The organism is Pandoraea capi, assembly GCF_902459735.1.
Lineage (GTDB): Bacteria > Pseudomonadota > Gammaproteobacteria > Burkholderiales > Burkholderiaceae > Pandoraea > Pandoraea capi.
This window is the reverse complement of sequence record NZ_CABPRV010000009.1, coordinates 150,456-175,131: the sequence shown is the minus strand read 5'-3', so window position 1 is coordinate 175,131 and position 24,676 is coordinate 150,456. Positions and strand designations below refer to the sequence as shown.

31 protein-coding genes and 1 tRNA gene are annotated in these 24,676 nt (G+C 62.8%); 30 read left to right on the top strand and 2 right to left on the bottom strand.

Annotated features, from left to right (window positions below; all coding sequences use genetic code 11):
* Window positions 1-6: 6 nt before the first annotated feature.
* The 23 genes from PCA20602_RS18315 (at window position 7) to tatC (ending at window position 16,895) form a co-directional block, all read left to right on the top strand.
* On the top strand, window positions 7-906 hold the full coding sequence (locus PCA20602_RS18315; RefSeq protein WP_150722447.1) for an MlaA family lipoprotein: 900 nt from the start codon (window positions 7-9) through the stop codon (window positions 904-906).
* Between the two features lie 263 nt (window positions 907-1,169).
* On the top strand, window positions 1,170-1,790 hold the full coding sequence (locus PCA20602_RS18310; protein ID WP_150722446.1) for an MlaC/ttg2D family ABC transporter substrate-binding protein: 621 nt from the start codon (window positions 1,170-1,172) through the stop codon (window positions 1,788-1,790).
* Between the two features lie 4 nt (window positions 1,791-1,794).
* Window positions 1,795-2,052 (top strand): STAS domain-containing protein, encoded by a 258-nt coding sequence (locus PCA20602_RS18305; RefSeq protein WP_150722515.1) that lies wholly within the window; start codon window positions 1,795-1,797, stop codon window positions 2,050-2,052.
* A 321-nt stretch (window positions 2,053-2,373) separates the two neighbouring features.
* Complete coding sequence (locus PCA20602_RS18300; protein ID WP_150722514.1) at window positions 2,374-3,300, top strand: ABC transporter ATP-binding protein; 927 nt, start codon at window positions 2,374-2,376, stop codon at window positions 3,298-3,300.
* Window positions 3,297-4,052: an ABC transporter permease gene (locus tag PCA20602_RS18295; RefSeq protein WP_139133194.1), complete on the top strand. Its 756-nt coding sequence runs from the start codon at window positions 3,297-3,299 to the stop codon at window positions 4,050-4,052. The genes PCA20602_RS18300 and PCA20602_RS18295 overlap by 4 nt, the downstream gene beginning before the upstream one ends.
* A gap of 18 nt (window positions 4,053-4,070) precedes the next feature.
* Window positions 4,071-4,310, top strand: coding sequence for a BolA family protein (locus PCA20602_RS18290; protein ID WP_044457291.1), 240 nt, complete (start codon window positions 4,071-4,073; stop codon window positions 4,308-4,310).
* On the top strand, window positions 4,307-5,647 hold the full coding sequence (gene murA, locus PCA20602_RS18285; RefSeq protein WP_150722445.1) for a UDP-N-acetylglucosamine 1-carboxyvinyltransferase: 1,341 nt from the start codon (window positions 4,307-4,309) through the stop codon (window positions 5,645-5,647). The genes PCA20602_RS18290 and murA overlap by 4 nt, the downstream gene beginning before the upstream one ends.
* A complete protein-coding gene (hisG, locus tag PCA20602_RS18280) occupies window positions 5,644-6,333 on the top strand; it encodes an ATP phosphoribosyltransferase (RefSeq protein WP_150722444.1) in 690 nt (229 codons plus the stop codon). The genes murA and hisG overlap by 4 nt, the downstream gene beginning before the upstream one ends.
* The gene (hisD, locus tag PCA20602_RS18275; RefSeq protein ID WP_150722443.1) at window positions 6,330-7,652 is read left to right on the top strand and encodes a histidinol dehydrogenase; all 1,323 of its coding nucleotides are present in this window, start codon (window positions 6,330-6,332) and stop codon (window positions 7,650-7,652) included. Before hisG ends, hisD begins: the two co-directional genes overlap by 4 nt.
* Window position 7,653: 1 nt before the next feature.
* Window positions 7,654-8,226: a hypothetical protein gene (locus tag PCA20602_RS18270; RefSeq protein ID WP_150722442.1), complete on the top strand. Its 573-nt coding sequence runs from the start codon at window positions 7,654-7,656 to the stop codon at window positions 8,224-8,226.
* A gap of 41 nt (window positions 8,227-8,267) precedes the next feature.
* Window positions 8,268-9,332 (top strand): histidinol-phosphate transaminase, encoded by a 1,065-nt coding sequence (gene hisC / locus PCA20602_RS18265; RefSeq protein ID WP_150722441.1) that lies wholly within the window; start codon window positions 8,268-8,270, stop codon window positions 9,330-9,332.
* Window positions 9,333-9,359: 27 nt separating this feature from the next.
* The gene (gene hisB, locus PCA20602_RS18260; RefSeq protein ID WP_047906164.1) at window positions 9,360-9,947 is read left to right on the top strand and encodes an imidazoleglycerol-phosphate dehydratase HisB; all 588 of its coding nucleotides are present in this window, start codon (window positions 9,360-9,362) and stop codon (window positions 9,945-9,947) included.
* Between the two features lie 161 nt (window positions 9,948-10,108).
* The gene (locus tag PCA20602_RS18255; RefSeq protein WP_150722440.1) at window positions 10,109-10,735 is read left to right on the top strand and encodes a MarC family protein; all 627 of its coding nucleotides are present in this window, start codon (window positions 10,109-10,111) and stop codon (window positions 10,733-10,735) included.
* The gene (gene hisH / locus PCA20602_RS18250) at window positions 10,732-11,373 is read left to right on the top strand and encodes an imidazole glycerol phosphate synthase subunit HisH (protein ID WP_069342319.1); all 642 of its coding nucleotides are present in this window, start codon (window positions 10,732-10,734) and stop codon (window positions 11,371-11,373) included. Before PCA20602_RS18255 ends, hisH begins: the two co-directional genes overlap by 4 nt.
* Window positions 11,374-11,564: 191 nt before the next feature.
* Window positions 11,565-12,314: a 1-(5-phosphoribosyl)-5-[(5-phosphoribosylamino)methylideneamino]imidazole-4-carboxamide isomerase gene (hisA, locus tag PCA20602_RS18245; protein WP_069342318.1), complete on the top strand. Its 750-nt coding sequence runs from the start codon at window positions 11,565-11,567 to the stop codon at window positions 12,312-12,314.
* A gap of 38 nt (window positions 12,315-12,352) precedes the next feature.
* Window positions 12,353-13,126 (top strand): imidazole glycerol phosphate synthase subunit HisF, encoded by a 774-nt coding sequence (gene hisF / locus PCA20602_RS18240; RefSeq protein WP_039393600.1) that lies wholly within the window; start codon window positions 12,353-12,355, stop codon window positions 13,124-13,126.
* Between the two features lie 17 nt (window positions 13,127-13,143).
* A complete protein-coding gene (gene hisI / locus PCA20602_RS18235) occupies window positions 13,144-13,545 on the top strand; it encodes a phosphoribosyl-AMP cyclohydrolase (RefSeq protein WP_069342316.1) in 402 nt (133 codons plus the stop codon).
* 5 nt (window positions 13,546-13,550) lie between these two features.
* Complete coding sequence (locus PCA20602_RS18230) at window positions 13,551-13,907, top strand: phosphoribosyl-ATP diphosphatase (protein WP_150722439.1); 357 nt, start codon at window positions 13,551-13,553, stop codon at window positions 13,905-13,907.
* A gap of 221 nt (window positions 13,908-14,128) precedes the next feature.
* Complete coding sequence (locus PCA20602_RS18225; RefSeq protein WP_069342314.1) at window positions 14,129-14,446, top strand: DUF4870 family protein; 318 nt, start codon at window positions 14,129-14,131, stop codon at window positions 14,444-14,446.
* A gap of 60 nt (window positions 14,447-14,506) precedes the next feature.
* Entirely contained in the window at window positions 14,507-14,881 is a 375-nt protein-coding gene (locus PCA20602_RS18220; RefSeq protein WP_069342313.1) for a histidine triad nucleotide-binding protein, read from the top strand.
* Window positions 14,882-15,176: 295 nt separating this feature from the next.
* Window positions 15,177-15,422 (top strand): Sec-independent protein translocase subunit TatA, encoded by a 246-nt coding sequence (gene tatA / locus PCA20602_RS18215; RefSeq protein ID WP_069342312.1) that lies wholly within the window; start codon window positions 15,177-15,179, stop codon window positions 15,420-15,422.
* Window positions 15,423-15,434: 12 nt separating this feature from the next.
* Window positions 15,435-15,977, top strand: coding sequence for a Sec-independent protein translocase protein TatB (gene tatB / locus PCA20602_RS18210; protein WP_150722438.1), 543 nt, complete (start codon window positions 15,435-15,437; stop codon window positions 15,975-15,977).
* 114 nt (window positions 15,978-16,091) lie between these two features.
* Window positions 16,092-16,895 carry a twin-arginine translocase subunit TatC gene (gene tatC / locus PCA20602_RS18205; RefSeq protein ID WP_150722437.1) on the top strand — a complete coding sequence of 268 codons (804 nt, stop codon included), beginning with the start codon at window positions 16,092-16,094 and terminating at the stop codon, window positions 16,893-16,895.
* A 324-nt stretch (window positions 16,896-17,219) separates the two neighbouring features.
* On the opposite strand, the gene PCA20602_RS18195 is transcribed toward tatC, so the two are convergent.
* Window positions 17,220-18,437 (bottom strand): Do family serine endopeptidase, encoded by a 1,218-nt coding sequence (locus PCA20602_RS18195; protein WP_150722435.1) that lies wholly within the window; start codon window positions 18,435-18,437, stop codon window positions 17,220-17,222.
* Between the two features lie 18 nt (window positions 18,438-18,455).
* Between PCA20602_RS18195 and PCA20602_RS18190 the strand changes: the two genes are divergently transcribed.
* Complete coding sequence (locus PCA20602_RS18190; RefSeq protein ID WP_150722434.1) at window positions 18,456-19,205, top strand: Nif3-like dinuclear metal center hexameric protein; 750 nt, start codon at window positions 18,456-18,458, stop codon at window positions 19,203-19,205.
* Between the two features lie 121 nt (window positions 19,206-19,326).
* On the opposite strand, the gene mscL is transcribed toward PCA20602_RS18190, so the two are convergent.
* Window positions 19,327-19,773 carry a large conductance mechanosensitive channel protein MscL gene (mscL, locus tag PCA20602_RS18185; protein WP_150722433.1) on the bottom strand — a complete coding sequence of 149 codons (447 nt, stop codon included), beginning with the start codon at window positions 19,771-19,773 and terminating at the stop codon, window positions 19,327-19,329.
* A gap of 430 nt (window positions 19,774-20,203) precedes the next feature.
* Here mscL and petA point away from each other — a divergent pair, with 430 nt between their 5' ends.
* The 6 genes from petA to PCA20602_RS18155 all read left to right on the top strand — a co-directional run bounded on the left by petA (window position 20,204) and on the right by PCA20602_RS18155 (window position 24,388).
* Window positions 20,204-20,818, top strand: coding sequence for a ubiquinol-cytochrome c reductase iron-sulfur subunit (petA, locus tag PCA20602_RS18180; RefSeq protein WP_150722432.1), 615 nt, complete (start codon window positions 20,204-20,206; stop codon window positions 20,816-20,818).
* A gap of 2 nt (window positions 20,819-20,820) precedes the next feature.
* Complete coding sequence (locus PCA20602_RS18175; RefSeq protein ID WP_150722431.1) at window positions 20,821-22,206, top strand: cytochrome b; 1,386 nt, start codon at window positions 20,821-20,823, stop codon at window positions 22,204-22,206.
* Window positions 22,207-22,237: 31 nt separating this feature from the next.
* A complete protein-coding gene (locus PCA20602_RS18170) occupies window positions 22,238-22,957 on the top strand; it encodes a cytochrome c1 (protein WP_150722430.1) in 720 nt (239 codons plus the stop codon).
* Window positions 22,958-23,040: 83 nt separating this feature from the next.
* Window positions 23,041-23,652, top strand: coding sequence for a glutathione S-transferase N-terminal domain-containing protein (locus tag PCA20602_RS18165; RefSeq protein WP_069342303.1), 612 nt, complete (start codon window positions 23,041-23,043; stop codon window positions 23,650-23,652).
* A 76-nt stretch (window positions 23,653-23,728) separates the two neighbouring features.
* Window positions 23,729-24,187, top strand: a complete 459-nt coding sequence (locus PCA20602_RS18160) for a ClpXP protease specificity-enhancing factor (protein ID WP_150722429.1) — start codon at window positions 23,729-23,731, stop codon at window positions 24,185-24,187.
* Window positions 24,188-24,312: 125 nt separating this feature from the next.
* Window positions 24,313-24,388: transfer RNA gene (locus tag PCA20602_RS18155), tRNA-Thr, on the top strand.
* Window positions 24,389-24,676: the final 288 nt, after the last annotated feature.

Sequence of the window (24,676 nt, the reverse complement as noted above, 5' to 3'; positions counted from 1 at the left end):
GAGAAAATGACCAGCTTCCGTACTTCGGCAGTGTTGGCCGCCGGCGCGTTGGCGCTGGCCGGATGCGCCACCGTCACCAATCCCAATCCCGCCGACCCCGTCGAAGGTTTCAACCGTTCGATGTACAAGTTCAACGACACGCTCGACAAAGCGGTGCTCGTGCCGGTCGCGAAGGGTTACCGTTTCACCGTGCCGGAACCGGCGCGTGACATGGTCACGAACTTCTTCTCCAACGTGGGCGACGTATACAACTTCGCCAACAACCTGCTTCAGCTGGAAGTCACGGCCGCTGTGCAGGATCTGATGCGTATCACGATCAACACGGTGTTCGGCGTCGGCGGTCTGGTCGACTTCGCTACGCCGGCCGGTCTGCCCAAGCACAGTCAGGACTTCGGCGTGACGCTGGGCAAGTGGGGCGTGCCTGACGGTCCTTACCTCGTGCTGCCGCTGCTCGGCCCGAGCACGGTGCGCGACACGGTCGGTATGGCCGGCAACATGTTCATCGACCCGACTTCGTACATCAAGCCGGACTGGGTGAGCTACTCGCTGTATGGCGTTCGCCTCGTGAACACGCGCGCCAACCTGCTCGACGCGTCGAACCTGCTCGAAGCCGCTGCGCTCGATCCGTACTCGTTCACGCGCGATGCGTATCTGGCCCGTCGTAAGTATCTGATCAACGGCGGTGCATCGAACGACGCCTCCCTGCCGAACTACGAAGAGGAAGATGGTGCCGCAGGTGCGGCCGGGGCAGCCGGCGGTACGAGCGGTCAGCCGATGCCCGCCAAGCCTGCGTCCGGTGCCAGCGCACCAGCGCCGGCTTCGGGCGCGCAAGGCGAGTCGGAAGTGCCGCAAGGTTCGCCGGTGCCGGGCAAGATGGTGCCGGGGGGGCTGCCGTTCCGTCGCTGAGCGGGTCTCGATAGTCGCCGGTAGCGGCTGATGTTACCGGTCGCGACTCGCTGATGTGTCGCTAGCGTCGTCGATCGCAAGTCCTTCGGCGTCGATCTGAAAAAATGAAGGGGCGCCCCGCAGGCCGGGGCGTCGACGGCAGATGTCCTGCCCGATGGCGGGGCAACAGTTTGTTACACGACACTGCCGTCATTCCGAGAACTCCCGACGCGACGCGGGTATCCAAACCCGCAACACTCGTCACTCGAAAGAGGAAGTCCACAATGAAGAAGTTCTGGCTCATTCCCGTCATGGCTTTCATGACGTACACCGCCGCTGGCTCGGCGATGGCACAGGCTCAGGCCCCCGATGCGCTCGTCAAGCAGACCGTCACCGAAGTGATGGCCGCCGCCAAGAGCGACCCGAACATCCAGAAGGGCGACCTGAACAGCATCACGCGTCTGGTCGAGCAGAAGATCCTGCCGCACGCGGACTTCACCAAGACCACGCAGCTGGCCACCGGCCCGGCATGGCGCCAGGCCACCCCGCAACAGCGTGAGCAACTCACCGCGCAGTTCAAGTCGTTGCTGCTGCGCACGTACGCCGGCGCCATCGCACAGATTCGCGATCAGCAGGTCGACTACAAGCCGTTCCGCGGTCAGCCCGGCGATACCGACGCCGTGGTGTACACCAGCGTCATCAACAACGGTCAGCCGATCGAGCTCGACTACCGTCTGTACAAGACGCAAACCGGCGAATGGAAGCTGTACGACCTGAACGTGCTCGGCGCCTGGCTGATCCAGACGTACAAGACGCAGTTCAGCGAGAAGATCAACCAGTCGGGCATCGACGGGCTGATTCAGTTCCTGACCCAGCGTAACCAACAACTCGCAGGTGGCAAGTAAGTCCATGCTCGCGTTGCAGACCGACCTGACTCACGATACTGCCGGCGACGTCCTCGCGCAGGCCATCGATCGCATCGACGCAGGCGAGACCCAGGTCGACTGCGCCGGGCTCACGCGTTTCGACTCGTCGGCGCTGGCGGTGCTGCTGGCGTTGCGCCGTCACGCGAGTCGGCGGGGCGCGACGTTGGCGTTCACTAACTTGCCGGCAGGCTTGGCCAGTCTCGCGCTGGTGTACGGTGTCGACCATCTGCTCTCAAGCTGATTCGTTTGGCCGCACTGCCGCCTGACGAAGAAGCGCCGTCTCCGAACGGCGCTTTTTTTATGGGCGTGCGCGAACTGGCGCGAATGTGCGGTGGCGTGCAGTCACCGTGAGGCACCTTGGGCGCGATCCCTGCGTTACCGGGGTTACAGCGCCGGACCCCCGGGTGTGAGCACGGCCGCCACCGGCTTCCTTTATAATCAGGGGTTTTCTGCCGACTTTTGGGCAGTGACCCCCTCCCGGGCATCGACGTTGCCATCATGGCAGTGCATGCGATCCCAAAAACAATAATGGCGTACCCGTCGATACGGGTGCGTGCAGTCCATGGCCGCCATCGAAATCCGTAACGTCAAAAAACGCTATCAGGCGTTGCAGGCGCTCAAAGGCGTCAGCTTCTCGATCGAAGAAGGCGAATTCTTCGGTCTGCTCGGGCCCAACGGCGCGGGCAAGACTACGCTGATCAGCATTCTCGCGGGCCTTGCGCGCGCGGATTCGGGCAACATCAGCGTGCTCGGTCACGATGTAGTGCGCGACTACCGCAGCGCCCGTCGCAAGCTCGGCGTGGTGCCGCAGGAACTCGTCTTCGATCCTTTCTTCTCGGTGCGCGAAACGCTGCGTATTCAGTCCGGCTATTTCGGACTCAAGCGTAACGACGACTGGATCGACGAAGTGATGGCTAACCTCGATCTGACCGACAAGGCGAACGCGAACATGCGTCAGCTCTCGGGCGGCATGAAGCGACGCGTGCTGGTGGCGCAGGCGCTGGTGCATCGCCCGCCGGTGATCGTGCTCGACGAGCCGACCGCCGGCGTCGACGTCGAACTGCGTCAGACACTCTGGAAGTTCATCTCGCGCCTGAATCGCGAAGGTCACACCATCGTGCTGACCACCCACTACCTCGAAGAAGCCGAAGCGCTGTGCGACCGCATCGCCATGCTCAAGCGCGGTGAAGTCGTAGCGCTCGAACGTACCGCGTCGCTGTTGCAGCGGTTCGCCGGCACGCGCCTCGTGCTGCGCTTCAAGCAAGGCACGTTGCCTGCCGAGCTGCGTCCGTTGCTGGTCGACGGCCAGGATACGGGCGGGCATCAGTTCGCGTTGCGTCTGTCGGGCTGCGACGAAGTGGAATCCATTCTCGCCACCTGCCGTGCGGCGGGCGGTATCGTCGAGGACATCGACATTCAGAAGGCCGATCTCGAGGACGTATTCGTGCAGATCATGTCGGGCTCGCGTGCACAGGAGGTGACGGCATGATCGGCTTTCGCACGCTGTTCTACAAGGAAGTGCTGCGCTTCTGGAAGGTGAGCTTCCAGACCGTGGCCGCGCCGGTGCTCACCGCGCTGCTGTATCTCATGATCTTCGGCCACGTGCTCGAAGATCGCGTGAAGGTCTACGACCAGATCACGTACACGTCCTTCCTCGTGCCCGGGCTGGTGATGATGAGCGTGTTGCAGAACGCGTTCGCGAACAGTTCGTCGTCGCTGATCCAGTCGAAGATCACGGGCAATCTCGTGTTCGTGCTGCTGCCGCCGCTCTCGCACTGGGAGATGTTCGGTGCGTACGTGCTGGCAGCGGTCGTGCGCGGGCTGGCGGTCGGCTTCGGTGTCTTCGTGGTGACGGTCACGTTCACGCATCTCACATTTGCCGCACCATTGTGGATCATTAGCTTCGCCTTCCTCGGCGCGGCGATTCTCGGCACGCTGGGGCTGATCGCGGGCATCTGGGCCGAGAAGTTCGACCAGCTCGCCGCGTTCCAGAACTTCCTGATCATGCCGGCGACGTTCCTCGCGGGCGTGTTTTACTCGATTCATTCGCTGCCGCCTTTGTGGCAGGCTGTCTCGCATTTCAACCCGTTCTTCTACATGATCGACGGGTTCCGGTACGGCTTCTTCGGCGTGTCCGACGTGGCCCCGACGACGAGCCTCACCGTTGTCGGTGCGACTTTCCTGATACTCGCAACCGTGGCGCTCAATCTGCTGCGCCGCGGCTACAAACTGCGTCACTGAACTTCTCCAGGATCAGCAATGCTGCCTACCCCCGAACAAATCAAACAGTACATCGAAGCCGGCCTGGCTTGCGAGCACGTGGCCGTCGAAGGTGACGGTCAGCACTTCTTCGCGACCATCGTGAGCGCACAGTTCGAAGGCAAGCGCCTCATCGCGCGCCACCAGCTCGTGTACGGCGCGCTGGGCGATCGCATGAAGGCCGAAATCCACGCGCTCTCGATGAAGACGCTCACGCCGGCGGAGTATCAGGCGCAATGAGGATTACGCAAGAAAGCGCTGGCGCCGCCGGCAACGGTGAGACTGTCGCCGGCGAGCGAGTGGCCGCGGACCACCTGGAAATCGAAGGCGGCGAGCGGCTGGCAGGCGAGATTACGGTCTCGGGTGCGAAGAACGCGGCGCTGCCCATTCTGTGTGCAAGCCTGTTGACGGCCGAGCCGCTGGTGCTGGGCAATGTCCCCGATCTGCATGACGTGCGTACCATGCTCACGCTGCTCGCGCGCATGGGCGTGAAGGTCGAGCGCCACGGCGAGTCCGTGACGCTGGATGCTTCGCACATCACCGAACCGGCAGCCCCCTACGATCTGGTCAAGACCATGCGGGCGTCGATTCTGGTGCTCGGCCCGCTGCTCGCCCGTTGCGGCGAAGCGCGTGTGTCGCTGCCCGGCGGTTGCGCCATCGGCGCGCGGCCCGTCGATCAGCACATCAAGGGCTTGCAGAAGATGGGCGCCGAGATCACGCTCACGCACGGCGACATCGTCGCGCGCGTGTCGCGTCTGCGCGGCGAGACGCTGGTGACCGACATGATCACCGTCACGGGTACGGAAAACCTACTCATGGCGGCGACGCTGGCCGACGGCGTGACCGTGCTGGCCAATGCCGCGCGCGAGCCGGAAGTGACCGATCTGGCCAATCTGCTCGTGAAGATGGGCGCGAAGATCGAAGGCATCGGCACCGATCGTCTGGTGGTGACGGGTGTGGCCCGTCTGCATGGGGCGACGCACGACGTCGTGCCCGATCGTATCGAGGCGGGCACGTTCCTGTGCGCGGCAGTTGCCACGCGCGGGGATATCACGCTGCGCCGTGTGGTTCCGGGTACGCTCGACGCCGTCATCGAGAAGCTGCGGGAAACCGGCGCGAACGTAACCGGCGGTGCGGACTGGCTGCGCGTGCAGATGGATCGTCGCGCGCAGGCGGTGAGTTTCCGGACGTCCGAGTACCCGGCGTTCCCGACCGACATGCAGGCCCAGTTCATGGCGCTGAACTGCATTGCACAAGGCGCGTCGCAGGTCGTCGAGACGATCTTCGAGAACCGCTTCATGCACGTGCAGGAATTGACGCGTCTGGGCGCGAATATCGGTATCGAAGGCAACACGGCGCGCATTTCGGGCGTCGAGCGCCTGTCCGGTGCGCATGTCATGGCCACCGACCTGCGTGCGTCCGCCAGCCTGATCGTCGCGGGGCTGACGGCCGATGGCCGCACGCTCGTCGACCGTATTCATCACCTCGATCGCGGCTATCATCGTATCGAGGCCAAGTTGTGCGCCGTGGGCGCGCGAATCCGGCGTGTCGAAGCACGCCAGGGAGAGATTGCATGAGTTCCGCCAAGTCGGCTACGTCGGCCAAGCCGCTAGCCCAACCGTTGACGCTGGCGCTCTCGAAAGGGCGTATCTTTACGGAGACGCTGCCGTTGCTGGCAGCCGCCGGCATCGAAGTCACGGAAGACCCGGAGACCTCGCGCAAGCTGATTCTGCCGACGACCGATCCGAACCTGCGCGTCATCATCGTACGGGCGACGGACGTGCCGACGTACGTGCAGTACGGCGCGGCCGACTTCGGCGTGGCGGGCAAGGACGTGCTCATCGAGCACGGCGGCGGCGGTCTGTATCAGCCGATCGATTTGAACATTGCGCGTTGCCGCATGTCTGTGGCTGTACCGAACGGCTTCGATTATGCCAACGCGGTACGTCAGGGCGCGCGCCTGCGGGTGGCGACCAAGTACGTGCATGTGGCGCGCGAGCACTTCGCCGCCAAGGGCGTGCACGTCGACCTGATCAAGCTGTATGGCTCGATGGAGCTGGGCCCGCTCGTGGGGCTGGCCGACGCGATCGTCGATCTGGTGAGCACCGGCGGCACGCTGCGGGCCAACAATCTGGTGGAAGTGGAGGAGATCATGGACATCTCGTCCCGCCTCGTGATCAATCAGGCTGCGCTCAAGTTGAAGCGCGAGTCGTTGCAGCCTATTCTGGATGCCTTCGAGCAGGCGTCCCGGCAAACAGTATGAAACTCGACATTCGCAAACTCGATTCGACCGCCGAAGGCTTCGCGAAGCAGTTGCGCGACGTGCTCGCGTTCGAGGCGAGCGAAGACGCCGCCATCGACCGTGCGGCCGCTGAAATCCTCGCCGATGTGAAGACCCGCGGTGACGCGGCCGTCATCGAATACACCAACAAGTTCGACCGTCTGAGCGCGCCCGACATGGCGGCGCTGGAACTGCCGGCCGACGTGCTGGCCGCCGCGCTCGAGAGCCTTGAGCCGAAGCGTCGGGCAGCCCTCGAAGCTGCGGCCGCGCGCGTGCGTGCCTATCACGAGAAGCAGCGCATCGAATGCGGCAGCCATAGCTGGCAGTACACCGAGTCCGACGGCACGGTGCTGGGCCAGAAGGTCACGCCGCTCGATCGCGTGGGCATCTACGTGCCGGGCGGCAAGGCAGCGTACCCGTCTTCCGTGCTGATGAACGCCATTCCGGCGCGCGTGGCGGGCGTCAAGGAAATCGTCATGGTCGTGCCCACGCCGGATGGCGTGCAGAACCCGCTGGTGCTCGCCGCGGCGCACATCGCCGGGGTGGACCGCGTGTTCACCATTGGTGGCGCGCAGGCGGTCGGCGCGCTGGCGTACGGCACCGAGACGGTGCCGGCGGTGGACAAGATCGTCGGCCCGGGCAATGCCTTCGTGGCCGCGGCCAAGCGTCGTGTGTTCGGTACCGTCGGTATCGACATGATCGCCGGTCCGTCGGAAATTCTCGTGATCTGCGACGGCTCGACGGACCCCGACTGGGTCGCGATGGACCTGTTCTCGCAAGCCGAGCACGACGAACTCGCGCAGTCGATCCTGCTGTGCCCCGATGCCGAGTACATCGCCCGCGTGTACGCCTCGCTGGAGCGTCAGATCGACGACATGCCGCGTCGCGACGTGATCGCCGCATCGCTGCAAGGCCGTGGCGCGCTCGTGAAGGTGCGCGATATGGCGGAAGCCTGCGAGATCGCCAACGTGATCGCGCCCGAGCACCTCGAAATCTCCGCCGAGACGCCTCAGCAGTGGGGCGACAAGATCCGCCACGCCGGTGCGATCTTCCTCGGCAAGTTCACGAGCGAAAGCCTGGGCGACTACTGTGCCGGTCCGAACCACGTGCTGCCGACGTCGCGCACTGCGCGTTTCTCGTCGCCGCTGGGTGTGTACGACTTCATCAAGCGTTCGAGCCTCATCGAAGTGAGCGAGGGCGGTGCCCGCATGCTCGGCGAGATCGCGGCCGAACTGGCGTACGGCGAAGGCCTGCAAGCGCACGCGCGCAGCGCCGAATACCGTCTGCACCACGAGTCCTGACATGCGCGACGACGCCCTGCGGCCCGCGTATTGTCAAACGACGCCGGCCACGGCCCGGCGTCGGACCCGCGCAAACGCCTCCCTTTCCCTGTTGTTGCTGCCGCTGCCAGCCCGCTTGATGCGGGCTGTGCTGCGCGCTGTCGTGTCCATCGTTGGCCTGTTCGGCTTCGGCCTGGCTGCCAGCACGGCCGCGCATGCGGCCGGTAATTACTGTCAGCACGCTACGTTCGAAGGCGCTTCCGTCGAGAAGATGACGGTGTGCGTGCGACGTCAGGCGTTCGATAACGACGTCTACGTGCTGCGGCTGGACGGCAAGACCGCGCTGCGCGGCACCGACGACGAGGTCGCGCACGGCGTGTTCGGCCGTGTGGGCAACCGGCTCGTCGCCATGCGTTGCGAAGCCGAGGAGTCTCGGACCCGGGTGAGCCCGGCCGTGGCGCAGGCGTTGTCGTGGCAGACGGGCGTGCGCGTGCAGCGTATTACCGATGCGCTCGGCAGCGTTGAGACCGGTCGACGCTGTACCGTCAAGATCGACGGTGCGGACGCCGGGTTGCTCACGTTCGCGTTCAACTGACACTCATCTTCGGCCAACGTCATTCCCTCACACTCATCGCCATGTCCGTCAGCCAAGTGATCCGCCCCGATGTGCTCGCCATGAGCACGTACCCCGTGCCCGATGCCAGCGGCTTCCTCAAGCTCGACGCCATGGAGAATCCCTACGGCCTGCCCGATGCGCTGCGCACCGCGCTGGGGCAGCGGCTGGCCGACGTGGCGCTCAACCGCTACCCGGCGCCGCGTCCGCAAGCGCTGCTGGAGAAGCTCGCCCGCACGATGCGCGTGCCGGCCGGGGCGAAGCTGCTGCTGGGCAATGGCTCGGACGAAATCATCAGCATGATCGCCATGGCGACGGCGCGTCCGGGCGCGGCGGTCATCGCGCCGATGCCGGGGTTCGTGATGTACGAGATGTCGTCGCGCTTTGCGGGCATCGAGTTCGTCGGCGTGCCGCTGCGTCCCGATTTTTCGCTCGATATGTCGGCGATGCTGGGTGCGATCGCGGCGCACCCGGGCGCGGTGGTGTATCTGGCGTATCCGAACAACCCGACGGGCAACCTGTTCGCCGACGCGGATATTGAGACGCTGGTGCGCGCCGCCGGCAATGGGCTCGTGGTGATCGACGAGGCCTACCAGCCGTTTGCCGGCAAGACGTGGATGCCGCGCGTGATGGAATTCCCGAACCTGCTGGTCATGCGCACCGTCTCGAAGCTCGGCCTGGCGGGCATTCGTCTGGGTTATGTCGCGGGCAGCAGCGAGTGGCTGGACCAGCTCGACAAGGTGCGTCCGCCCTATAACGTCAACGTGTTGACGCAGGCATGCGCCGAATTCATGCTCGATCATCTCGACGTGCTCGACGCCCAGGCGGCCGAATTGCGCGCTGAGCGCGCGCGGCTGGCGGCTGCCGTGGCGGCGCTGCCCGGGGTGACGGTGTTCCCCAGCGACGCCAATTTCCTGCTGGTGCGTGTGCCGGAAGCCGACAAAACCCACGCTGGCCTGCTCGCGCACAAGGTGTTGATCAAAAACGTGGGTAAAATGCACGTATTGCTGGCCAATTGCCTCAGATTGACGGTCGGTACCCCCACGGAGAATGCAGCCATGGTCAACGCCCTGGCGGCATCGCTCTAACAAGCTATACGACGAGAACTCACCATCATGCGCATTGCGGAAGTCGTTCGCGATACCAGCGAAACGCAAATACGCGTCAAGATCGACCTGGACGGCACCGGCCGTAAGACCCTCGATACCGGCGTGCCGTTTCTGGACCACATGCTCGACCAGATCGCGCGCCACGGCCTCATCGATATGGATATCGAGGCCAAGGGCGATACCTACATCGACGACCACCATACGGTGGAAGACGTCGGTATCACGCTGGGCATGGCGGTTGCCAAGGCCATCGGCGACAAGAAAGGTATCGTGCGCTACGGCCATAGCTACGTGCCGCTCGACGAAGCGCTCTCGCGCGTGGTGATCGACTTCTCGGGTCGTCCGGGCCTCGAATTCCATGTGCCTTTCACGCGTGCTCGCGTGGGCAACTTCGACGTCGACCTGCTCATCGAATTTTTCCGCGGCTTCGTGAATCACGCGGGCGTCACGCTCCATATCGACAACCTGCGCGGCATCAACGCCCATCACCAGTGCGAAACGGTGTTCAAGGCGTTCGGTCGCGCATTGCGCATGGCGGTCGAGATCGATCCGCGTGCGGCGGGTGTCGTGCCGTCCACGAAGGGTAGCCTCTGAAGGTTGCGAAAGGTCTGTGAGCGGTTCGTGATGCCAGCCTGAACGGCGTCACGCGCCGGATAGCCCGCCGGACGAAAGTCCGGCGCCCCTGCGAAGATTCATCGACCGGCCGGACGCCGGGGATCGTGCCCCATGCGCTCCGGATCGTCCGGTGGCCTCCTATGACGCTCGACGCCTTCAAGTTCTTCATCTCGCTGCTGGCGCTGATCAACCCGCTTGGGGCGATCCCGCTGTTCATCAGCCTGACATCCGCGCAGACGCGCGAAGAGAAGCGCCATACGATTAAGGTCGCGGCGATTGCCGTGGCGCTTGTGGTCGCGGGGTCGGGCCTGTTCGGTGAGACGATCATCCGCTTCTTCGGCATCTCGATTGCGTCGCTGGAAGTCGGCGGCGGGGTCATCATGTTGCTCATGGCGGTGAACATGATCAACGCGCAGACGGGCAACACCCGGGCGACGGCGGAAGAGCGTCATGAAGCGGAGGAGCGGCCGAACATCGCCGTGGTGCCGCTCGCGATCCCGCTGCTGACCGGTCCGGGCACGATCAGTACCGTGATCATCTACTCGGGACGCGCGCACGGCTGGGCGCAGATTCTGGCGCTCATGGCGATCGGCGTGGGTGTCGGGGCGGTGTGCTGGGTGGCGTTGCGCAGTGCGAGCCGGATCGAAGGCTGGCTCGGGCGCACGGGCATCAACATCGGCACGCGTCTGATGGGGTTGATCCTCTCGGCGCTGGCCGTGGAATTCATTATCGATGGTTTGAAAATACTGCTGCCGGGTTTGAGATGAATAAGATTGCGATTGTCGACTACGGAATGGGCAACCTGCGCTCGGTCTATCAGGCGCTGCGGGCCGCAGCCCCCGAGGCCGACGTGAGCATCAGCAGCGACGCCGCCGAGATTCGCGCCGCCGACCGCGTGGTGCTGCCGGGTCAGGGCGCGATGCGCGACTGCATGGGCTGCCTGAACGAATCGGGGCTGCGCGAGGCGGTTGTCGAGGCTGCTGCCACCAAGCCGATGTTCGGCGTGTGCGTGGGCGAGCAGATGCTGTTCGACATGTCGGACGAGGGCAACACGCCCGCGCTCGGCCTGCTGCCGGGGCGCGTGGTGCGTTTCGACCTCGAGGGCCAGGTGCAGGACGACGGCTCGCGCTTCAAGGTGCCGCAGATGGGCTGGAACCGTGTGCGCCAGACGCAGGGCGGTCACCCGATCTGGGCCGGCGTGCCCGACGACAGCTACTTCTACTTCGTGCACAGCTACTACGTTGTGCCCGCCAAGCCCGAACTGACGGCCGGCGAGACGGTCTACGGAGTGCCCTTTACCTGTGCTGTGGCCCAAGATAATATCTTCGCCACTCAGTTTCACCCGGAAAAGAGCGCCCAGGCCGGCCTTGCGCTTTATCGCAATTTTGCGCAGTGGAAGCCCTGATGAAATCCCGTGCGGTATGGTGGCTCCCGGTTTCCTCCCAGAGCGTGCTCTCCATCACGGCTTATACTGTGTCATGTTGATGAACCCGATCCCGATGCGCCGTTGTCCGGCAAGACCGGGGTCGGTTTTGTGTTGTCCGCGTACTTCGCGAATCCCTTTTACTTCCCACTAGCGACGTTTCACGATTGCCTATGCTGCTCATCCCGGCCATCGACCTTAAAGACGGTCAATGTGTTCGCCTCAAACAAGGCGACATGGATCAAGCCACCGTATTCTCGGAGGACCCCGCCGCCATGGCCCGACATTGGGTCGATCAGGGCGCGCGCCGTCTCCATCTGGTGGACTTGAACGGCGCATTTGCTGGCAAGCCGCGTAACGAAGCGGCCATCCGCGCCATCATTCAGGAAGTGGGCGCCGACATCCCAGTGCAACTGGGCGGCGGCATTCGTGACCTGGGTACCATCGAGCGCTACCTCGACGACGGTCTGTCGTACGTCATCATCGGTACGGCGGCGGTGAAGAACCCGGGCTTCCTGCGCGATGCGTGCAGCGCGTTCGGCGGCCACATCATCGTCGGCCTCGACGCCAAGGACGGCAAGGTCGCCACCGACGGCTGGAGCAAGCTCACCGGCCACGAAGTCGTGGATCTGGCGCGCAAGTTCGAGGATTACGGCGTCGAGTCGATCATCTACACCGACATTGGCCGCGACGGCATGCTCCAGGGCATCAACATCGACGCGACCGTGCGCCTCGCGCAGGCCGTGACGGTGCCGGTGATCGCCAGCGGCGGCCTGTCGAATCTGGGCGATATCGATGCCCTGTGCAAGGTCGAAAGTGAAGGCGTCGAAGGCGTCATCTGCGGCCGTGCTATCTACTCGGGCGACCTGAATTTCTCGTCGGCGCAAACGCGTGCGGACGAGCTTTCCGAAGGAGCGGCATAAGCGGGACGACGGCTAGCGCCGTCTCGCTTGCCAACATCATGGCTCTCGCTAAACGCATCATCCCGTGTCTGGACGTGACGGCCGGCCGCGTGGTCAAGGGCGTCAACTTCGTCGAACTTCGCGACGCGGGCGACCCTGTCGAGATCGCTCGCCGTTACGACGAGCAGGGCGCCGACGAACTGACGTTCCTCGACATCACCGCGACCTCCGACGGACGCGACCTCATCTTGCCGATCATCGAAGCGGTGGCCGCGCAGGTCTTCATCCCGCTGACGGTGGGCGGCGGCGTGCGCGAAGTGGCGGACGTGCGACGTCTGCTCAACGCGGGTGCCGACAAGGTCAGCATGAACTCGTCGGCGGTAGCGAACCCGCAACTGGTGGCCGACGCGGCTGCCAAGTACGGCTCGCAATGCATTGTCGTGGCGATCGACGCCAAGCGTGTCTCAGCCGACGGCGAAGCGCCGCGCTGGGAAGTCTTCACGCACGGCGGGCGCAAGAACACAGGCCTCGACGCCGTGGCCTGGGCGAAGCAGATCGAGGCGCTGGGCGCCGGTGAGATCCTGCTCACGAGCATGGATCGCGACGGCACCAAGAGCGGCTTCGATCTGGCGCTCACGCGTGCGGTGTCCGATGCCGTGAGCATTCCCGTGATCGCCTCGGGCGGCGTGGGGTCGCTGGCCGATCTGGCCAACGGTGTGACCGAAGGCCATGCGGACGCCGTGCTCGCAGCGAGCATCTTCCACTATGGTGAGCACACGGTCGGCGAAGCGAAGCGCTTCATGGCCGACAAGGGCATTTCGGTACGCCTCTGAACGGAAATCGACGCATCATGACCCAGGATTGGCTGAACAAGGTAAGTTGGGACGCGCAGGGCCTCGTGCCCGTGATCGCGCAGGAAGTCGGCAGCAACGACGTGTTGATGTTCGCCTGGATGAACCGGGAAGCGCTGGCGCGCACGGTGGAACTTGGCGAAGCCGTCTATTACTCGCGCTCGCGCAAGCGTCTGTGGCACAAGGGCGAAGAGTCGGGCCACGTGCAGAAGGTGCACGAGATCCGTCTCGATTGCGATGAAGACGTGGTGCTGCTCAAGGTGACGCAGAACGACGGGATCGCGTGCCATACCGGCCGTCATTCCTGCTTCTTCCAGAAGTTCGAGGGCAACGTCGAGGAAGGTCAGTGGACCACCGTCGAGCCGGTGCTCAAGGACCCCAGCAAGATCTACGACAAGTGAGCACCATGAACGATACGCTCGAGCGTGTTGCCGAAGTGATCGCCTCGCGCCGCGGCGGCGATCCGGACAAGTCGTACGTTGCCCGTCTGTTCCACAAGGGCGACGACGCCATTTGCAAGAAGATCGGCGAAGAAGCCACGGAAGTCGTGCTCGCGGCCAAGGACATCCGCATTGGCGGGGCCGACGATCTGCGTCAGAAGCTGGTCAACGAGACTGCCGATCTGTGGTTCCACTGCATGGTACTGCTCGCGCATCACGACCTGAGTCCGAACGAAGTGCTCGCCGAGCTGGCGCGCCGCGAAGGATTGTCGGGACTTGTCGAGAAAGCACAACGCGGTACGCGCGGCGAACACGCGGACTGATTCTGCGGTTTTGCCGGCGACATTTTCATCTGTCCGACACTGCTGCCCCGACCGTTTCGTGACGTCGGGGCGCGCAGGCTCTCAGTAGGAGGCGCTTCATGAACGATCCGCATAGCCCCGGCTCGTCCGGCTCCCCCGGCAGCCCGGACCATCCCTATACCTCCTATACCGCTCAACCGCCCAATATCGTGAATGCGCCTACCGAGGAGCAGGAGCGTGCGATGCGCAAGCTCACGCACGTGCTCTACGCGCTCTATGCCTTGTTCTGGCTCACGGGCGGCGTGACGGCCATCGTGGCCATCATCATCAACTACATCAAACGCGACGACGCGGTCGGTACGCTTTACGCTTCCCACTTCACCTGGCAGATCCGCACCTTCTGGTGGTCGGTGGTCTGGGGCGTGATCGGTTTCGCGCTGGCGTTCGTGCTTGTCGGCTTTGCGATTCTCTGGGCGTTGCTCATCTGGACGCTGTACCGGATCGTCAAGGGCTGGCTCTATCTGAACGACGGTAAACCCATGTATGTGAAGCGCGTCTGACGGCAGGGCGACGCTTCGATCCCACGCAAAGTACAAAGAGCCATAGAGGACGACACACGCATGACGCATGACAACTGTATCTTCTGCAAAATCGTCGCCGGGCAGATCCCGAGCGCTCAGGTCTACGCCGACGACGATGTCGTGGTGTTCAAGGACATCAATCCGGCGGCGGACCTGCATTTGCTGATGGTGCCGCGCAAGCACATCGCCACGTTGCAAGACTGCCAACCGGAAGATCAGGCGCTGCTGGGCAAGATGATGCTGCTCGCGCCGAAGCTGGCGGCGGAGCAGGGGTATCGCTTCGACGGCGATGCGTCGAACATCGAGGGCAACGGGTTTCGCGTCGTGATGAACACCGGGCCCGGCGGCGGCCAGGAGGTTTATCATCTTCACATGCACATTCTGGCCGGGCCTCGGCCATGGAAGCGCATGTAAGCGCGTAGGAAAGACGGGTTTTCCGGGAATAACGCGACATCTTGCCGCGTTATATGCCGGGAACGTGCAACGCTCCCGCATCGGGAAAGGTTTCACGAAACATTTATTTCTACCCGGCGCCGTGCCCGGTTACGATGCTGGACGTGACGTGTGATGTGCCACAATGGGGCACGTGGTCGCGAAACACGGGGCAAACACAGCGCACGGCGCGGCAGGCCATGAGGCCGCCGGCCGTCGGGCTCGATAAAACCTCGCCGCGAAGCGGCAGAGGTCAGCAAACGCAAGGAGAGTGGTCATGGGTTCGTTGAGTATTTGGCACTGGCTGATCGTGCTGGTGATCGTGATGATGGTTTTCGGCACCAAGAAGCTGCGTAACATCGGCAGCGACCTCGGTGGAGCGGTCAAGGGCTTCAAGGACGGCATGAAGGAAGGCGAAGGTGCCCCCGGTGCCAAGGAAGACCCGGCGGCTGCCAAGGAACTGCGCGATTCGACCACCATCGACGTGCAGGCCAAGGACGCGAGCAATCACAAGCAAGGCTAAGCCGGCGTCGACATGATCGATCTCGGTCTTTCCAAACTGATGTTGATCGGCGTGGTTGCGCTGGTCGTGATCGGTCCTGAGCGTCTGCCCAAGGTCGCTCGCACGGCGGGCGCGCTCTTCGGGCGCGCGCAACGCTACATCAACGACGTGAAGGCGGAAGTGAGCCGCGAGATGGAACTCGACGAGCTGCGCAATATGCGCACCCAGTTCGAGGACGCGGCCCGCAGCGCTCAAAACACCGTTCAGAAGCAGTTGCATGAGCAGGAGGCGTCGCTTAACGACGCCTGGGCGAGCGCGACCGGCACGTCCTCCGGCGAAATCGCCGGTGGCGGCACCGATGCCGCGACCGGGTATTCCGACAGCTATCTCGCCGAACCGGTGGTGACGTCGAGCATTCGTGCGTCGACCAAGCGCCGCAACTGGCGCGTGCGTCGTGCCGCTACGCCCATCTGGTTCAAGCAGGCGAGCACCACGCGTACGCGCGTACAGTCGGGGGCGGCACGCGTGGCGCGTCACACACCGGCCAGGCTGCGCCGGCCCGTCAAGTTCTTCTGAGGGATCACGAGGCCTTCCGAGACCTGCCGAGACCCCCGCGCGAGCTTCCGAGATCAACCGCCCGAACTTCCCGCCATCTGGCCCTGTGCCGGCTTCATTCCTGGATAAGTCGACGTGAGCGACGAGAAACAAATCCCCGACGGGGGCGCCGAAGAGACCTTCATCTCGCACCTGATCGAGCTGCGTAACCGCATCATTCGTGCGGGTACGGCGGTGATCGTGGTGTTCCTTTCGCTGGTCTACTGGGCGCCGGACATCTTCCGGCTGCTTGCCCGTCCGCTCACGCAGTCGCTGCCGGCCGACGGCAAGCTGATCGTCACCGACATCACCGGTTCGTTCTTCGTCCCGATGAAGGTCACGCTGATGGTCGCGTTCGTGATCGCGCTGCCGATCGTGCTTTATCAGATCTGGGCGTTCATCGCGCCGGGCCTGTATCAGCATGAAAAGAAGCTGGTGATGCCGCTGGTCGTGAGCAGCTACACGCTGTTTCTGATCGGCATGGCGTTCGCGTACTTCCTTGTTTTCCCGACGGTGTTCCACTTCATCGCGCATTACAACCAGCCGTTGGGCGCGGAGATGAACACCGATATCGACAATTACCTGAGTTTTGTCCTCACGATGTTCATGGCGTTCGGCGTGACGTTCGAGGTGCCGGTGGTCGTCGTGGTGCTCGCGCGCATGGGCGTGGTGAGTATCGAAAAGCTCAAGCAGATTCGTCCGTACGTGGTGGTCGGGGCGTTCGTGCTCGCGGCCGTGGTGACGCCGCCGGACATCCTCTCGCAACTGTTGCTCGCCGTGCCGCTGTGTATTCTTTACGAACTCGGCCTGATTGCCGCCCGTTTGTTCATCAAGCAAGGACAGCAGCCGCAGAGCGGTGAGAAGAGCGACAGCGAAGGGAACGGGGAAGCCACGTCGTAATCGTCCGATCGGGCGGTAATGCAGCGGGACCGTTTCCCAAGCAGCATCGCCACAAAAAGCACGGGTATCGTCCCGTGCTTTTTTGTTGTCCGCAGATACTGACGCACGACGCACGACGCACGACGCACGACGCACGACGCACGGCTCCGGGCACCTGTCACCGGCGCGCCGATTCGTGGATGGCGCTCGGCAGTCGTTCGGCTAAGACGTCACGGCACGTGTCCACGGGCGCTCAAACGAAAACGGCCGCGCCGAAGCGCAGCCGTCTTGTCTTTCTCCGGGGCAGTGCTCCGACGCCGGACATCCGTCCGGGCGTCGTTCCGATCAGTCGGCGTTGTTTTCGTCGTTGCCGTCCTCGTCGTCCTGCACCGCACGCTTGGGCGGTGGCGGACGCTTGCCGATCGTCACCGTCAGGTCCAGCTCCTTCTTCTTGCGCGTGACATGCAGCTTGGCCTGCGCGCCCGGCTTGATCTGGGCGATGACGTTGAGCAGTTCGGTCGTGTCGCGAATCGACTCGTCGTTCACCTTCGTCAGGATATCGCCCGGCTGAACGCCCGCCTTGTCGGCCGGACCGCCCTGCACGACACCCGCGACGATGACGCCCGAATCCTGCTGAAGCCCGAACGACTCGGCGATATCGGACGTGATGTCCTGCGGCTCGACCCCGACCCAGCCGCGCGTGACGCCGCCGGTCGTGATGATGCTCTCCAGGACCGAGCGGGCCGTCGACACGGGAATCGCGAAGCCAATGCCCATATTGCCGCCGCTACGCGAGTAAATGGCCGTGTTGATGCCCAGCAGGTTGCCGTTCACGTCCACCAGCGCACCGCCCGAGTTGCCGGGGTTGATCGCGGCATCCGTCTGAATGAAGTTCTCGAACGTGCTGATGTCGAGGTGATTACGGCCCAGCGCGCTGATGATGCCCATCGTGACCGTCTGACCGACGCCGAACGGGTTGCCGATGGCGAGCACCACATCGCCCACGCGCACCTGATCCATCCTGCCGAGCGTGATGGCGGGCAGATTGTCGAGCGTGATCTTGAGCACGGCCAGATCGGTCTCGGGGTCGCTGCCGACCAGTTTTGCACGAGCCTTGCGACCGTCGGCGAGCGCGACTTCGATCTCGTCGGCGCCGTCCACCACGTGGTGATTCGTGAGAATATAGCCCTCGCTGCTCACGATCACGCCGGAACCGAGACTCGACACCGGGTCCTGACGCACCGTGCCGCCGCCGTCGCCGAAGAAATAGCGGAACAGCGGATCATCGAGGCGCGGATCGCGATTCTGCTTTTGTTCCTTGCTGGAAAAAATGCTGACGACCGCGGGCATGGCCTTTTGCGCGCCGTCGGCGTACGAGCCGGTTGCCGGCTTGTCGGACAGGCTTGGTGCGACTTCCTGCAAGGCGATGATCGGATTGGCCAGTTGCTTGCCGAACGAACCCTGGCGTTGCAGCCACTGAGGCTTGAGAGTGGCGATGATGAAGAGCAACGCAAGCAGCACGGTGACCGCTTGCGCGAACAGTAGCCAGAAGCGTCTGAGCATGAAAGAGCGAGACCTTATATGAATCGTGTTGAACTCGAATTGTATCTGAACGATACCCTGCAAATCGCGCAATTTCGCGATTACTGCCCCAACGGCCTACAGGTCGAAGGGCGCGACCAGATCCAGAAGATCGCCACCGGCGTGACCGCCAGTCTGGCCTTTCTCGAGGCCGCGCGAGACTGGGGCGCCGATGCTGTTCTCGTTCATCATGGTTATTTCTGGAAGAACGAAGATGCCCGGATTACCGGGATGAAACGCAAGCGTCTCGGGCTGCTGATCGGTCACGACATCAACCTGTTTGCTTTCCACCTGCCGCTCGACGCGCATCCCGAGCTGGGCAATAACGCACAACTCGGTAAATTGCTGGGGTTTGCCGATGATGGCGGCCGCTTTGGCCCCGATCAACTCGGATGGCTCGGCACGCCGGCGCAACCGACGACGCTGGCCGCCCTTGCCGCTCACGTCGATCAGCAATTGGGACGCAAGCCGCTGATGTTGGGCGATCCGGCGCGCGAAATTCGCCGTGTGGCGTGGTGCACGGGCGGGGCGCAAGGCTTCTTCGAAGCGGCGATTGCTGCCGGGGCGGACGTGTATATCAGCGGTGAAGTGTCCGAGCCGACGCAACATCTCGCGCTGGAGAGCGGCGTGGGATATCTCGCGGCGGGCCATCATGCGACCGAGCGCGGCGGCGCGAGGGCCGTTGGCGAGCATCTCGCCGGGCGGTTCGGTCTCGAACATCGCTTCTTCGATATGCCGAACCCGGCCTGATAGCGCCGCTCGTCCCAAGGGGGGCGCACGGGAGTGATCTGCCGAGACCCTTGGCGGGAGCGGGGGCAAGGGCGGCCAGCATGCCGCCGACCGGCCCCATGGGACACCTGATGCCCGAGCTTTACCCGTTCTGCTTCTTGAGGCTGTCGCGGATTTCGCGCAGCAGAACGATGTCTTCCGGCGTCGGGGCCGGGGCGGCTGCGGCTTCCGGCGCCGGGCGCTTGAGGCGGTTGATCTGCTTGACCATCAGGAAAATGATGAACGCCAGAATCAGGAAGTTCAGGGCCACGGTGATGAAGTTGCCGTACCCGAATACCGCCACGCCGGCCTTGGTGAGGTCGGCGTAAGACGTCGGATTCCCCTTGAAGTCCGGCGGGATCGAACCCAGCAGGATGAACTTGCTGGAGAAGTCCAGCCCGCCGAAGATCGCACCGACGATCGGCATGATCAGGTCCTTGACCACCGAATCGACGATCTTGCCGAACGCGCCGCCGATGATCACACCGACGGCCAGATCGACCACGTTGCCCTTGACGGCAAATTCCTTGAATTCCGACATGAAGCTCATGCCATTCCTCCGCTGATTTTGATGAATGGCCGGGGGGAGCATCGCTGCACCAGCCATCTCGAATTGGCATTGATTTGACCGGTAATCTCATGCGGGTCTCGGGATGACGGCATCGGCGACGTCGATCAAAACGTCCATCAATGTCACGCGATTGCCACAGGCCACGCACGATGTCACCGGGGCGAGACAAGGAAAATGATGACTAAATGTCGTGCACGCGTCAACGAAAGCGGCGATCATAGCGGTTCTCGTGCAGCATCCCAGAAGCGAAACCCCGGGTGGGCGGTAGCCACCCGCAGGGTACGTTAATCCTTTGAAAATACGCGAAAACCACTAGGAGACTGGGGCGTTTTGCCGTTGTTTCAGGCATTTACGCTCGCGTATGATTTAAGGTTGACGGAAATACAAATTCAACCGTGTGGGGCTTGTGATGAGTGACAATCAGAAATGTGCCGTCGACAGCAACCGCCGGAACCTGTTGATTGCAACGTCCGTAGCTGGAGGCGTGGGCGGCGTTGTAACGTTGGTTCCTTTCGTCAGTTCCCTGCAACCCTCGGAGCGTGCCAAGGCTGGCGGCGCGCCCGTCGAAGCCGATATCAGCGGCCTGAAGCCCGGCGAGAAGATGACCGTGGCCTGGCGGGGGCTTCCCGTCTGGATCGTGCGTCGTACCCCGGACGAAATGGCTTCGCTGTCCAAAGTGACGGCTGAGCTGGCCGATCCGGACTCCAAGCTGACGTTCACCTTCCCGATACCCGAATACGCGAAGAACGAATTCCGGGCGCGCGTCGAGCACAAGGACCTCCTCGTGGTCATCGGCGTGTGCACGCATTTGGGTTGCATTCCTTCCGGGCCGTACCAGGCGGGCGCCGAGGCAGCGCTGGGCAAGGATCCGGGCTTCCTGTGCCCGTGCCATGGCTCGACCTATGACATGTCCGGCCGCGTCTTCAAGAACAAGCCGGCGCCAATGAATCTCGACGTTCCTCGTTTCATGTTCGTGAACGACACCAAGATCGTGATCGGTAAAGACGAAAAAGGAGAAGCGTAATCATGGCCGCCGACAAACAGGTCGACACGACGGGCTTGCTGGGCTGGATCGATCGCCGGTTCCCGCTCACTCAGCTCTGGAAGGACCACGCGTCCGAGTATTACGCTCCCAAGAATTTCAATTTCTGGTACTTCTTCGGCTCGCTGGCCATGCTGGTGCTGGTGATCCAGATCCTCACCGGCATCTTTCTGGTGATGAACTACAAGCCCGACGCCAACCTCGCGTTCGCGTCGGTCGAGTACATCATGCGCGAAGTGCCGTGGGGCTGGCTCATCCGCTACATGCACTCGACGGGCGCCTCGATGTTTTTCGTCGTGGTCTATCTGCACATGTTCCGGGGGCTGCTGTACGGGTCGTACCGCAAGCCGCGCGAGCTGGTGTGGGTGTTCGGCTGTCTGATCTTCCTGTGCCTGATGGCAGAAGCGTTCATGGGCTATCTGCTGCCGTGGGGCCAGATGTCGTACTGGGGCGCTCAGGTGATCGTGAACCTGTTCTCGGCCATCCCGTTCATCGGTCCGGACCTGTCGCTGTGGATTCGCGGCGACTACGTCGTCTCGGACGCCACGCTCAACCGCTTCTTCGCGTTCCATGTGATCGCGATCCCGCTGGTGCTCATCGGGCTGATCGTCGCGCACATCATCGCGCTGCACGAAGTCGGCTCGAACAACCCGGACGGTGTCGAGATCAAGGACAAGAAGGACGCCAACGGCCGGCCGCTCGATGGCATTCCGTTTCATCCGTACTACACGGTGCATGACATCATGGGCGTGGGCGTGTTCCTGATGGTGTTCTCGGCCATCGTGTTCTTCGCGCCGACGATGGGCGGGTACTTCCTTGAAGCCAATAACTTCATTCCGTCCGACCCGCTCAAGACCCCGCCGCACATCGCCCCGGTGTGGTATTTCACGCCGTTCTACTCGATGCTGCGGGCCACGACCGACGACTTCAAGTACGTGTTGATGGGGGTTGCGGTGCTGGTTACCGCCGTCTGGTGGATCAAGGGCAAGGCCGCGGCGACGACCAAGGTTGCGGCGTCCGGCGGTGTCGTGTTGCTGCTGGTGTTCATGTTCCTGACGGAAGCCAAGTTCTGGGGCGTGGTGGTGATGGGCGGTGCGGTGGTGACGCTGTTCTTCCTGCCGTGGCTGGACCATAGCCCGGTGAAGTCGATCCGTTACCGTCCGGGATTCCACAAGGTGCTGTTGGGTATTCTCGTCGTCGTTTTCTTCGTGCTGGGCTATTTGGGGATTCAGGGCCCCACGCCCGTGAAGACGGCCATCTCGCAGATCGGTGCGCTGTATTACTTCGGATTCTTCTGGCTGATGCCGCTGTGGAGCAAGCGCGGCACCTTCAAGCCGGTGCCGGAGCGCGTGACCTTCGCGGCGCACTGAGCGCACTCAAACGACGACTAGGGATATCAAGATGAGAAAACTGTTGCTTATCCTGGCGCTCCTGAGTGGCTTCACGGCGCCGGCCATGGCTGAAGAAGGCGGGGCGCTGGACACTGCGCCCAATCGCATCGACGATCTGGCATCGCTGCAAAGGGGCGCCAAGCTGTTCGTGAATTACTGCCTGAACTGCCACTCGGCGGCGTCGATGCGGTATTCGCGTCTCAAGGATCTGGGGCTCTCGGAAGCGGAGATCAAGAACAATCTCCTCTTTACGACCGACAAGATCGGCGAAACGATGACCGTGGCCATGCGCGCGGCGGACGCCAAGGACTGGTTTGGTTCGGCGCCGCCGGACCTGTCGGTCGAGGCCCGGGCACGCGGCACGGACTGGCTGTACACCTACTTGCGTACCTTCTACCGGGACGATTCCCGTCCGACGGGCTGGAACAACCTGGCGTTTCCCAATGTGGGCATGCCGAACCCGTTCTGGCAGTTGCAGGGACAGCGGGGTTTGAAGCACGTGGAGGGCGCGGAGCATGGTCCGGCGCAGTTCGTGCAGATCACTCAAGGGACGATGAAGCCGGTGGAATTTGATTCTGCTATGGCGGATTTGGTATCTTATCTGGATTGGATGTCGGAACCGGCGCAGCGAACGCGCCGGCAGTTGGGTGTCTGGGTTCTGTTGTTCCTGGGACTCTTTACGGTACTTGCCTGGCGCCTGAATTCGGCCTATTGGAAGGACGTGAAGTAAAATAACGTCTGTACGACGGGGCCAGGGTTTGGGAAGCGTCGATTTCCCGCCCCGGCCCCGTTGGTTTTTAAGGAAGACGCGCTATGATGGTTTTGTACTCGGGCACGACGTGCCCCTTCTCCCAGCGTTGCCGGCTGGTTCTGTTCGAAAAGGGCATGGATTTCGAAATCCGTGACGTCGATCTGTTCAACAAGCCGGAAGACATTGCGGTGATGAACCCGTACGGTCAGGTGCCGATCCTTGTGGAGCGCGACCTGATTCTGTACGAATCGAACATCATCAATGAGTACATTGACGAACGTTTCCCGCATCCGCAACTGATGCCGGCCGATCCGGTGCAGCGTGCGCGTGCGCGCCTGTTCCTGTTCAACTTCGAGAAAGAGTTGTTCGTGCATGTGAGCGCGCTCGAGAACGAGAAGGGCAAGGCTGCGGAGAAGAATCACGAGAAGGCACGTCAATCGATTCGCGATCGTCTGACGCAGTTGGCGCCGATTTTCGTGAAGAACAAGTACATGCTGGGTGAAGAGTTCTCGATGCTCGACGTGGCGATCGCACCGCTGCTGTGGCGTCTGGATCACTACGGCATCGAGTTGTCGAAGAATGCTGCGCCGTTGATGAAGTATGCCGAGCGGATTTTCAGCCGTCCGGCGTACATTGAAGCACTGACGCCGTCCGAAAAGGTCATGCGTCGTTAATGTGTTGATTTGCCCGCTGGCGATGCCGGTCTGTCGAGTGAGATGGACGGGTTTCGCGGCGGGATACGTTGGTTATATGCCTGAAACGTCTACCAAGCCTTATTTACTGCGCGCGTTGTACGAGTGGTGTACCGACAATGGTTACACGCCGTATCTGGCCGTGCATGTCGATGCCAAAACGCGGGTGCCGCGCGAGTTTGTGAAAGATGGCGAGATCGTGCTGAACATCAGCTTCGACGCCACGAGCGGTTTGCAGATGGGCAACGACTGGATCGAATTCAGCGCTCGCTTCGGCGGTATCTCACAGAAGGTGGAAGTGCAGGTGCCGAACGTGCTGGCGATTTATGCTCGTGAGAACGGTCAGGGGATGGCTTTCCCGGTCGACAAGCAGGCAAGTGCGGACGAAAGTCCGGAGCTGGAAGCGGTACCGCCGGCGCAGGAGTTGGCCGAGGACGATCCGGATCCGACGCGCCCGGGCGGCAATAGCCCGGCTGGCGGCAACGCCGGACGCGCACATCTGAAGGTGGTGAAGTAATTCGCGATGCCGGTCTGCTGGCGTGATGCTTTTTTCGGCATCGCACGGCATGACAGCAAAAGCGAACGATTTTGCACTGACAGGTAGTCGCAGTGACCGGTGAATCGGTTACAATACACGACTTCGCCGGCTTAGCTCATCTGGTAGAGCAGTTGATTTGTAATCATCAGGTGGCGGGTTCGAGTCCTGCAGCCGGCACCAAATACAGCAAGGGGTTACGAGATTTCTCGTAACCCCTTTGCGTTTCTAAAATCACCAACGCGTTTCCAATCTGGTCCCCAGCGATGGCCTTTCAAGCCGTTGCCGCGCGAGTCGTGAATCACCATGCCCCTGCGAGGCCGTCGAGCTGACGACAGGGCACCGGTCGTGAGCACTTCGTCACCATCACTGAACGCGGCACGAAGAACTTCGCGGAGCGTCACGCGTTCAACGTCCTTATCGGCCCGTTCCTGGCGCCCAACGGCGTCGTGGTTCCGATAGCTCGGTCGT

What these genes read in the sequence shown, in the direction of transcription:
- PCA20602_RS18315 (WP_150722447.1), top strand. Translation starts at nt 7, where the DNA reads ATGACCAGCTTCCGTACTTCGGCAGTGTTGGCCGCCGGCGCGTTGGCG.
- PCA20602_RS18310 (WP_150722446.1), top strand. Translation starts at nt 1,170, where the DNA reads ATGAAGAAGTTCTGGCTCATTCCCGTCATGGCTTTCATGACGTACACC.
- PCA20602_RS18305 (WP_150722515.1), top strand. Translation starts at nt 1,795, where the DNA reads ATGCTCGCGTTGCAGACCGACCTGACTCACGATACTGCCGGCGACGTC.
- PCA20602_RS18300 (WP_150722514.1), top strand. Translation starts at nt 2,374, where the DNA reads ATGGCCGCCATCGAAATCCGTAACGTCAAAAAACGCTATCAGGCGTTG.
- PCA20602_RS18295 (WP_139133194.1), top strand. Translation starts at nt 3,297, where the DNA reads ATGATCGGCTTTCGCACGCTGTTCTACAAGGAAGTGCTGCGCTTCTGG.
- PCA20602_RS18290 (WP_044457291.1), top strand. Translation starts at nt 4,071, where the DNA reads ATGCTGCCTACCCCCGAACAAATCAAACAGTACATCGAAGCCGGCCTG.
- murA (WP_150722445.1), top strand. Translation starts at nt 4,307, where the DNA reads ATGAGGATTACGCAAGAAAGCGCTGGCGCCGCCGGCAACGGTGAGACT.
- hisG (WP_150722444.1), top strand. Translation starts at nt 5,644, where the DNA reads ATGAGTTCCGCCAAGTCGGCTACGTCGGCCAAGCCGCTAGCCCAACCG.
- hisD (WP_150722443.1), top strand. Translation starts at nt 6,330, where the DNA reads ATGAAACTCGACATTCGCAAACTCGATTCGACCGCCGAAGGCTTCGCG.
- PCA20602_RS18270 (WP_150722442.1), top strand. Translation starts at nt 7,654, where the DNA reads ATGCGCGACGACGCCCTGCGGCCCGCGTATTGTCAAACGACGCCGGCC.
- hisC (WP_150722441.1), top strand. Translation starts at nt 8,268, where the DNA reads ATGTCCGTCAGCCAAGTGATCCGCCCCGATGTGCTCGCCATGAGCACG.
- hisB (WP_047906164.1), top strand. Translation starts at nt 9,360, where the DNA reads ATGCGCATTGCGGAAGTCGTTCGCGATACCAGCGAAACGCAAATACGC.
- PCA20602_RS18255 (WP_150722440.1), top strand. Translation starts at nt 10,109, where the DNA reads ATGACGCTCGACGCCTTCAAGTTCTTCATCTCGCTGCTGGCGCTGATC.
- hisH (WP_069342319.1), top strand. Translation starts at nt 10,732, where the DNA reads ATGAATAAGATTGCGATTGTCGACTACGGAATGGGCAACCTGCGCTCG.
- hisA (WP_069342318.1), top strand. Translation starts at nt 11,565, where the DNA reads ATGCTGCTCATCCCGGCCATCGACCTTAAAGACGGTCAATGTGTTCGC.
- hisF (WP_039393600.1), top strand. Translation starts at nt 12,353, where the DNA reads ATGGCTCTCGCTAAACGCATCATCCCGTGTCTGGACGTGACGGCCGGC.
- hisI (WP_069342316.1), top strand. Translation starts at nt 13,144, where the DNA reads ATGACCCAGGATTGGCTGAACAAGGTAAGTTGGGACGCGCAGGGCCTC.
- PCA20602_RS18230 (WP_150722439.1), top strand. Translation starts at nt 13,551, where the DNA reads ATGAACGATACGCTCGAGCGTGTTGCCGAAGTGATCGCCTCGCGCCGC.
- PCA20602_RS18225 (WP_069342314.1), top strand. Translation starts at nt 14,129, where the DNA reads ATGCGCAAGCTCACGCACGTGCTCTACGCGCTCTATGCCTTGTTCTGG.
- PCA20602_RS18220 (WP_069342313.1), top strand. Translation starts at nt 14,507, where the DNA reads ATGACGCATGACAACTGTATCTTCTGCAAAATCGTCGCCGGGCAGATC.
- tatA (WP_069342312.1), top strand. Translation starts at nt 15,177, where the DNA reads ATGGGTTCGTTGAGTATTTGGCACTGGCTGATCGTGCTGGTGATCGTG.
- tatB (WP_150722438.1), top strand. Translation starts at nt 15,435, where the DNA reads ATGATCGATCTCGGTCTTTCCAAACTGATGTTGATCGGCGTGGTTGCG.
- PCA20602_RS18195 (WP_150722435.1), bottom strand. Translation starts at nt 18,437, where the DNA reads ATGCTCAGACGCTTCTGGCTACTGTTCGCGCAAGCGGTCACCGTGCTG.
- PCA20602_RS18190 (WP_150722434.1), top strand. Translation starts at nt 18,456, where the DNA reads ATGAATCGTGTTGAACTCGAATTGTATCTGAACGATACCCTGCAAATC.
- mscL (WP_150722433.1), bottom strand. Translation starts at nt 19,773, where the DNA reads ATGAGCTTCATGTCGGAATTCAAGGAATTTGCCGTCAAGGGCAACGTG.
- petA (WP_150722432.1), top strand. Translation starts at nt 20,204, where the DNA reads ATGAGTGACAATCAGAAATGTGCCGTCGACAGCAACCGCCGGAACCTG.
- PCA20602_RS18175 (WP_150722431.1), top strand. Translation starts at nt 20,821, where the DNA reads ATGGCCGCCGACAAACAGGTCGACACGACGGGCTTGCTGGGCTGGATC.
- PCA20602_RS18170 (WP_150722430.1), top strand. Translation starts at nt 22,238, where the DNA reads ATGAGAAAACTGTTGCTTATCCTGGCGCTCCTGAGTGGCTTCACGGCG.
- PCA20602_RS18165 (WP_069342303.1), top strand. Translation starts at nt 23,041, where the DNA reads ATGATGGTTTTGTACTCGGGCACGACGTGCCCCTTCTCCCAGCGTTGC.
- PCA20602_RS18160 (WP_150722429.1), top strand. Translation starts at nt 23,729, where the DNA reads ATGCCTGAAACGTCTACCAAGCCTTATTTACTGCGCGCGTTGTACGAG.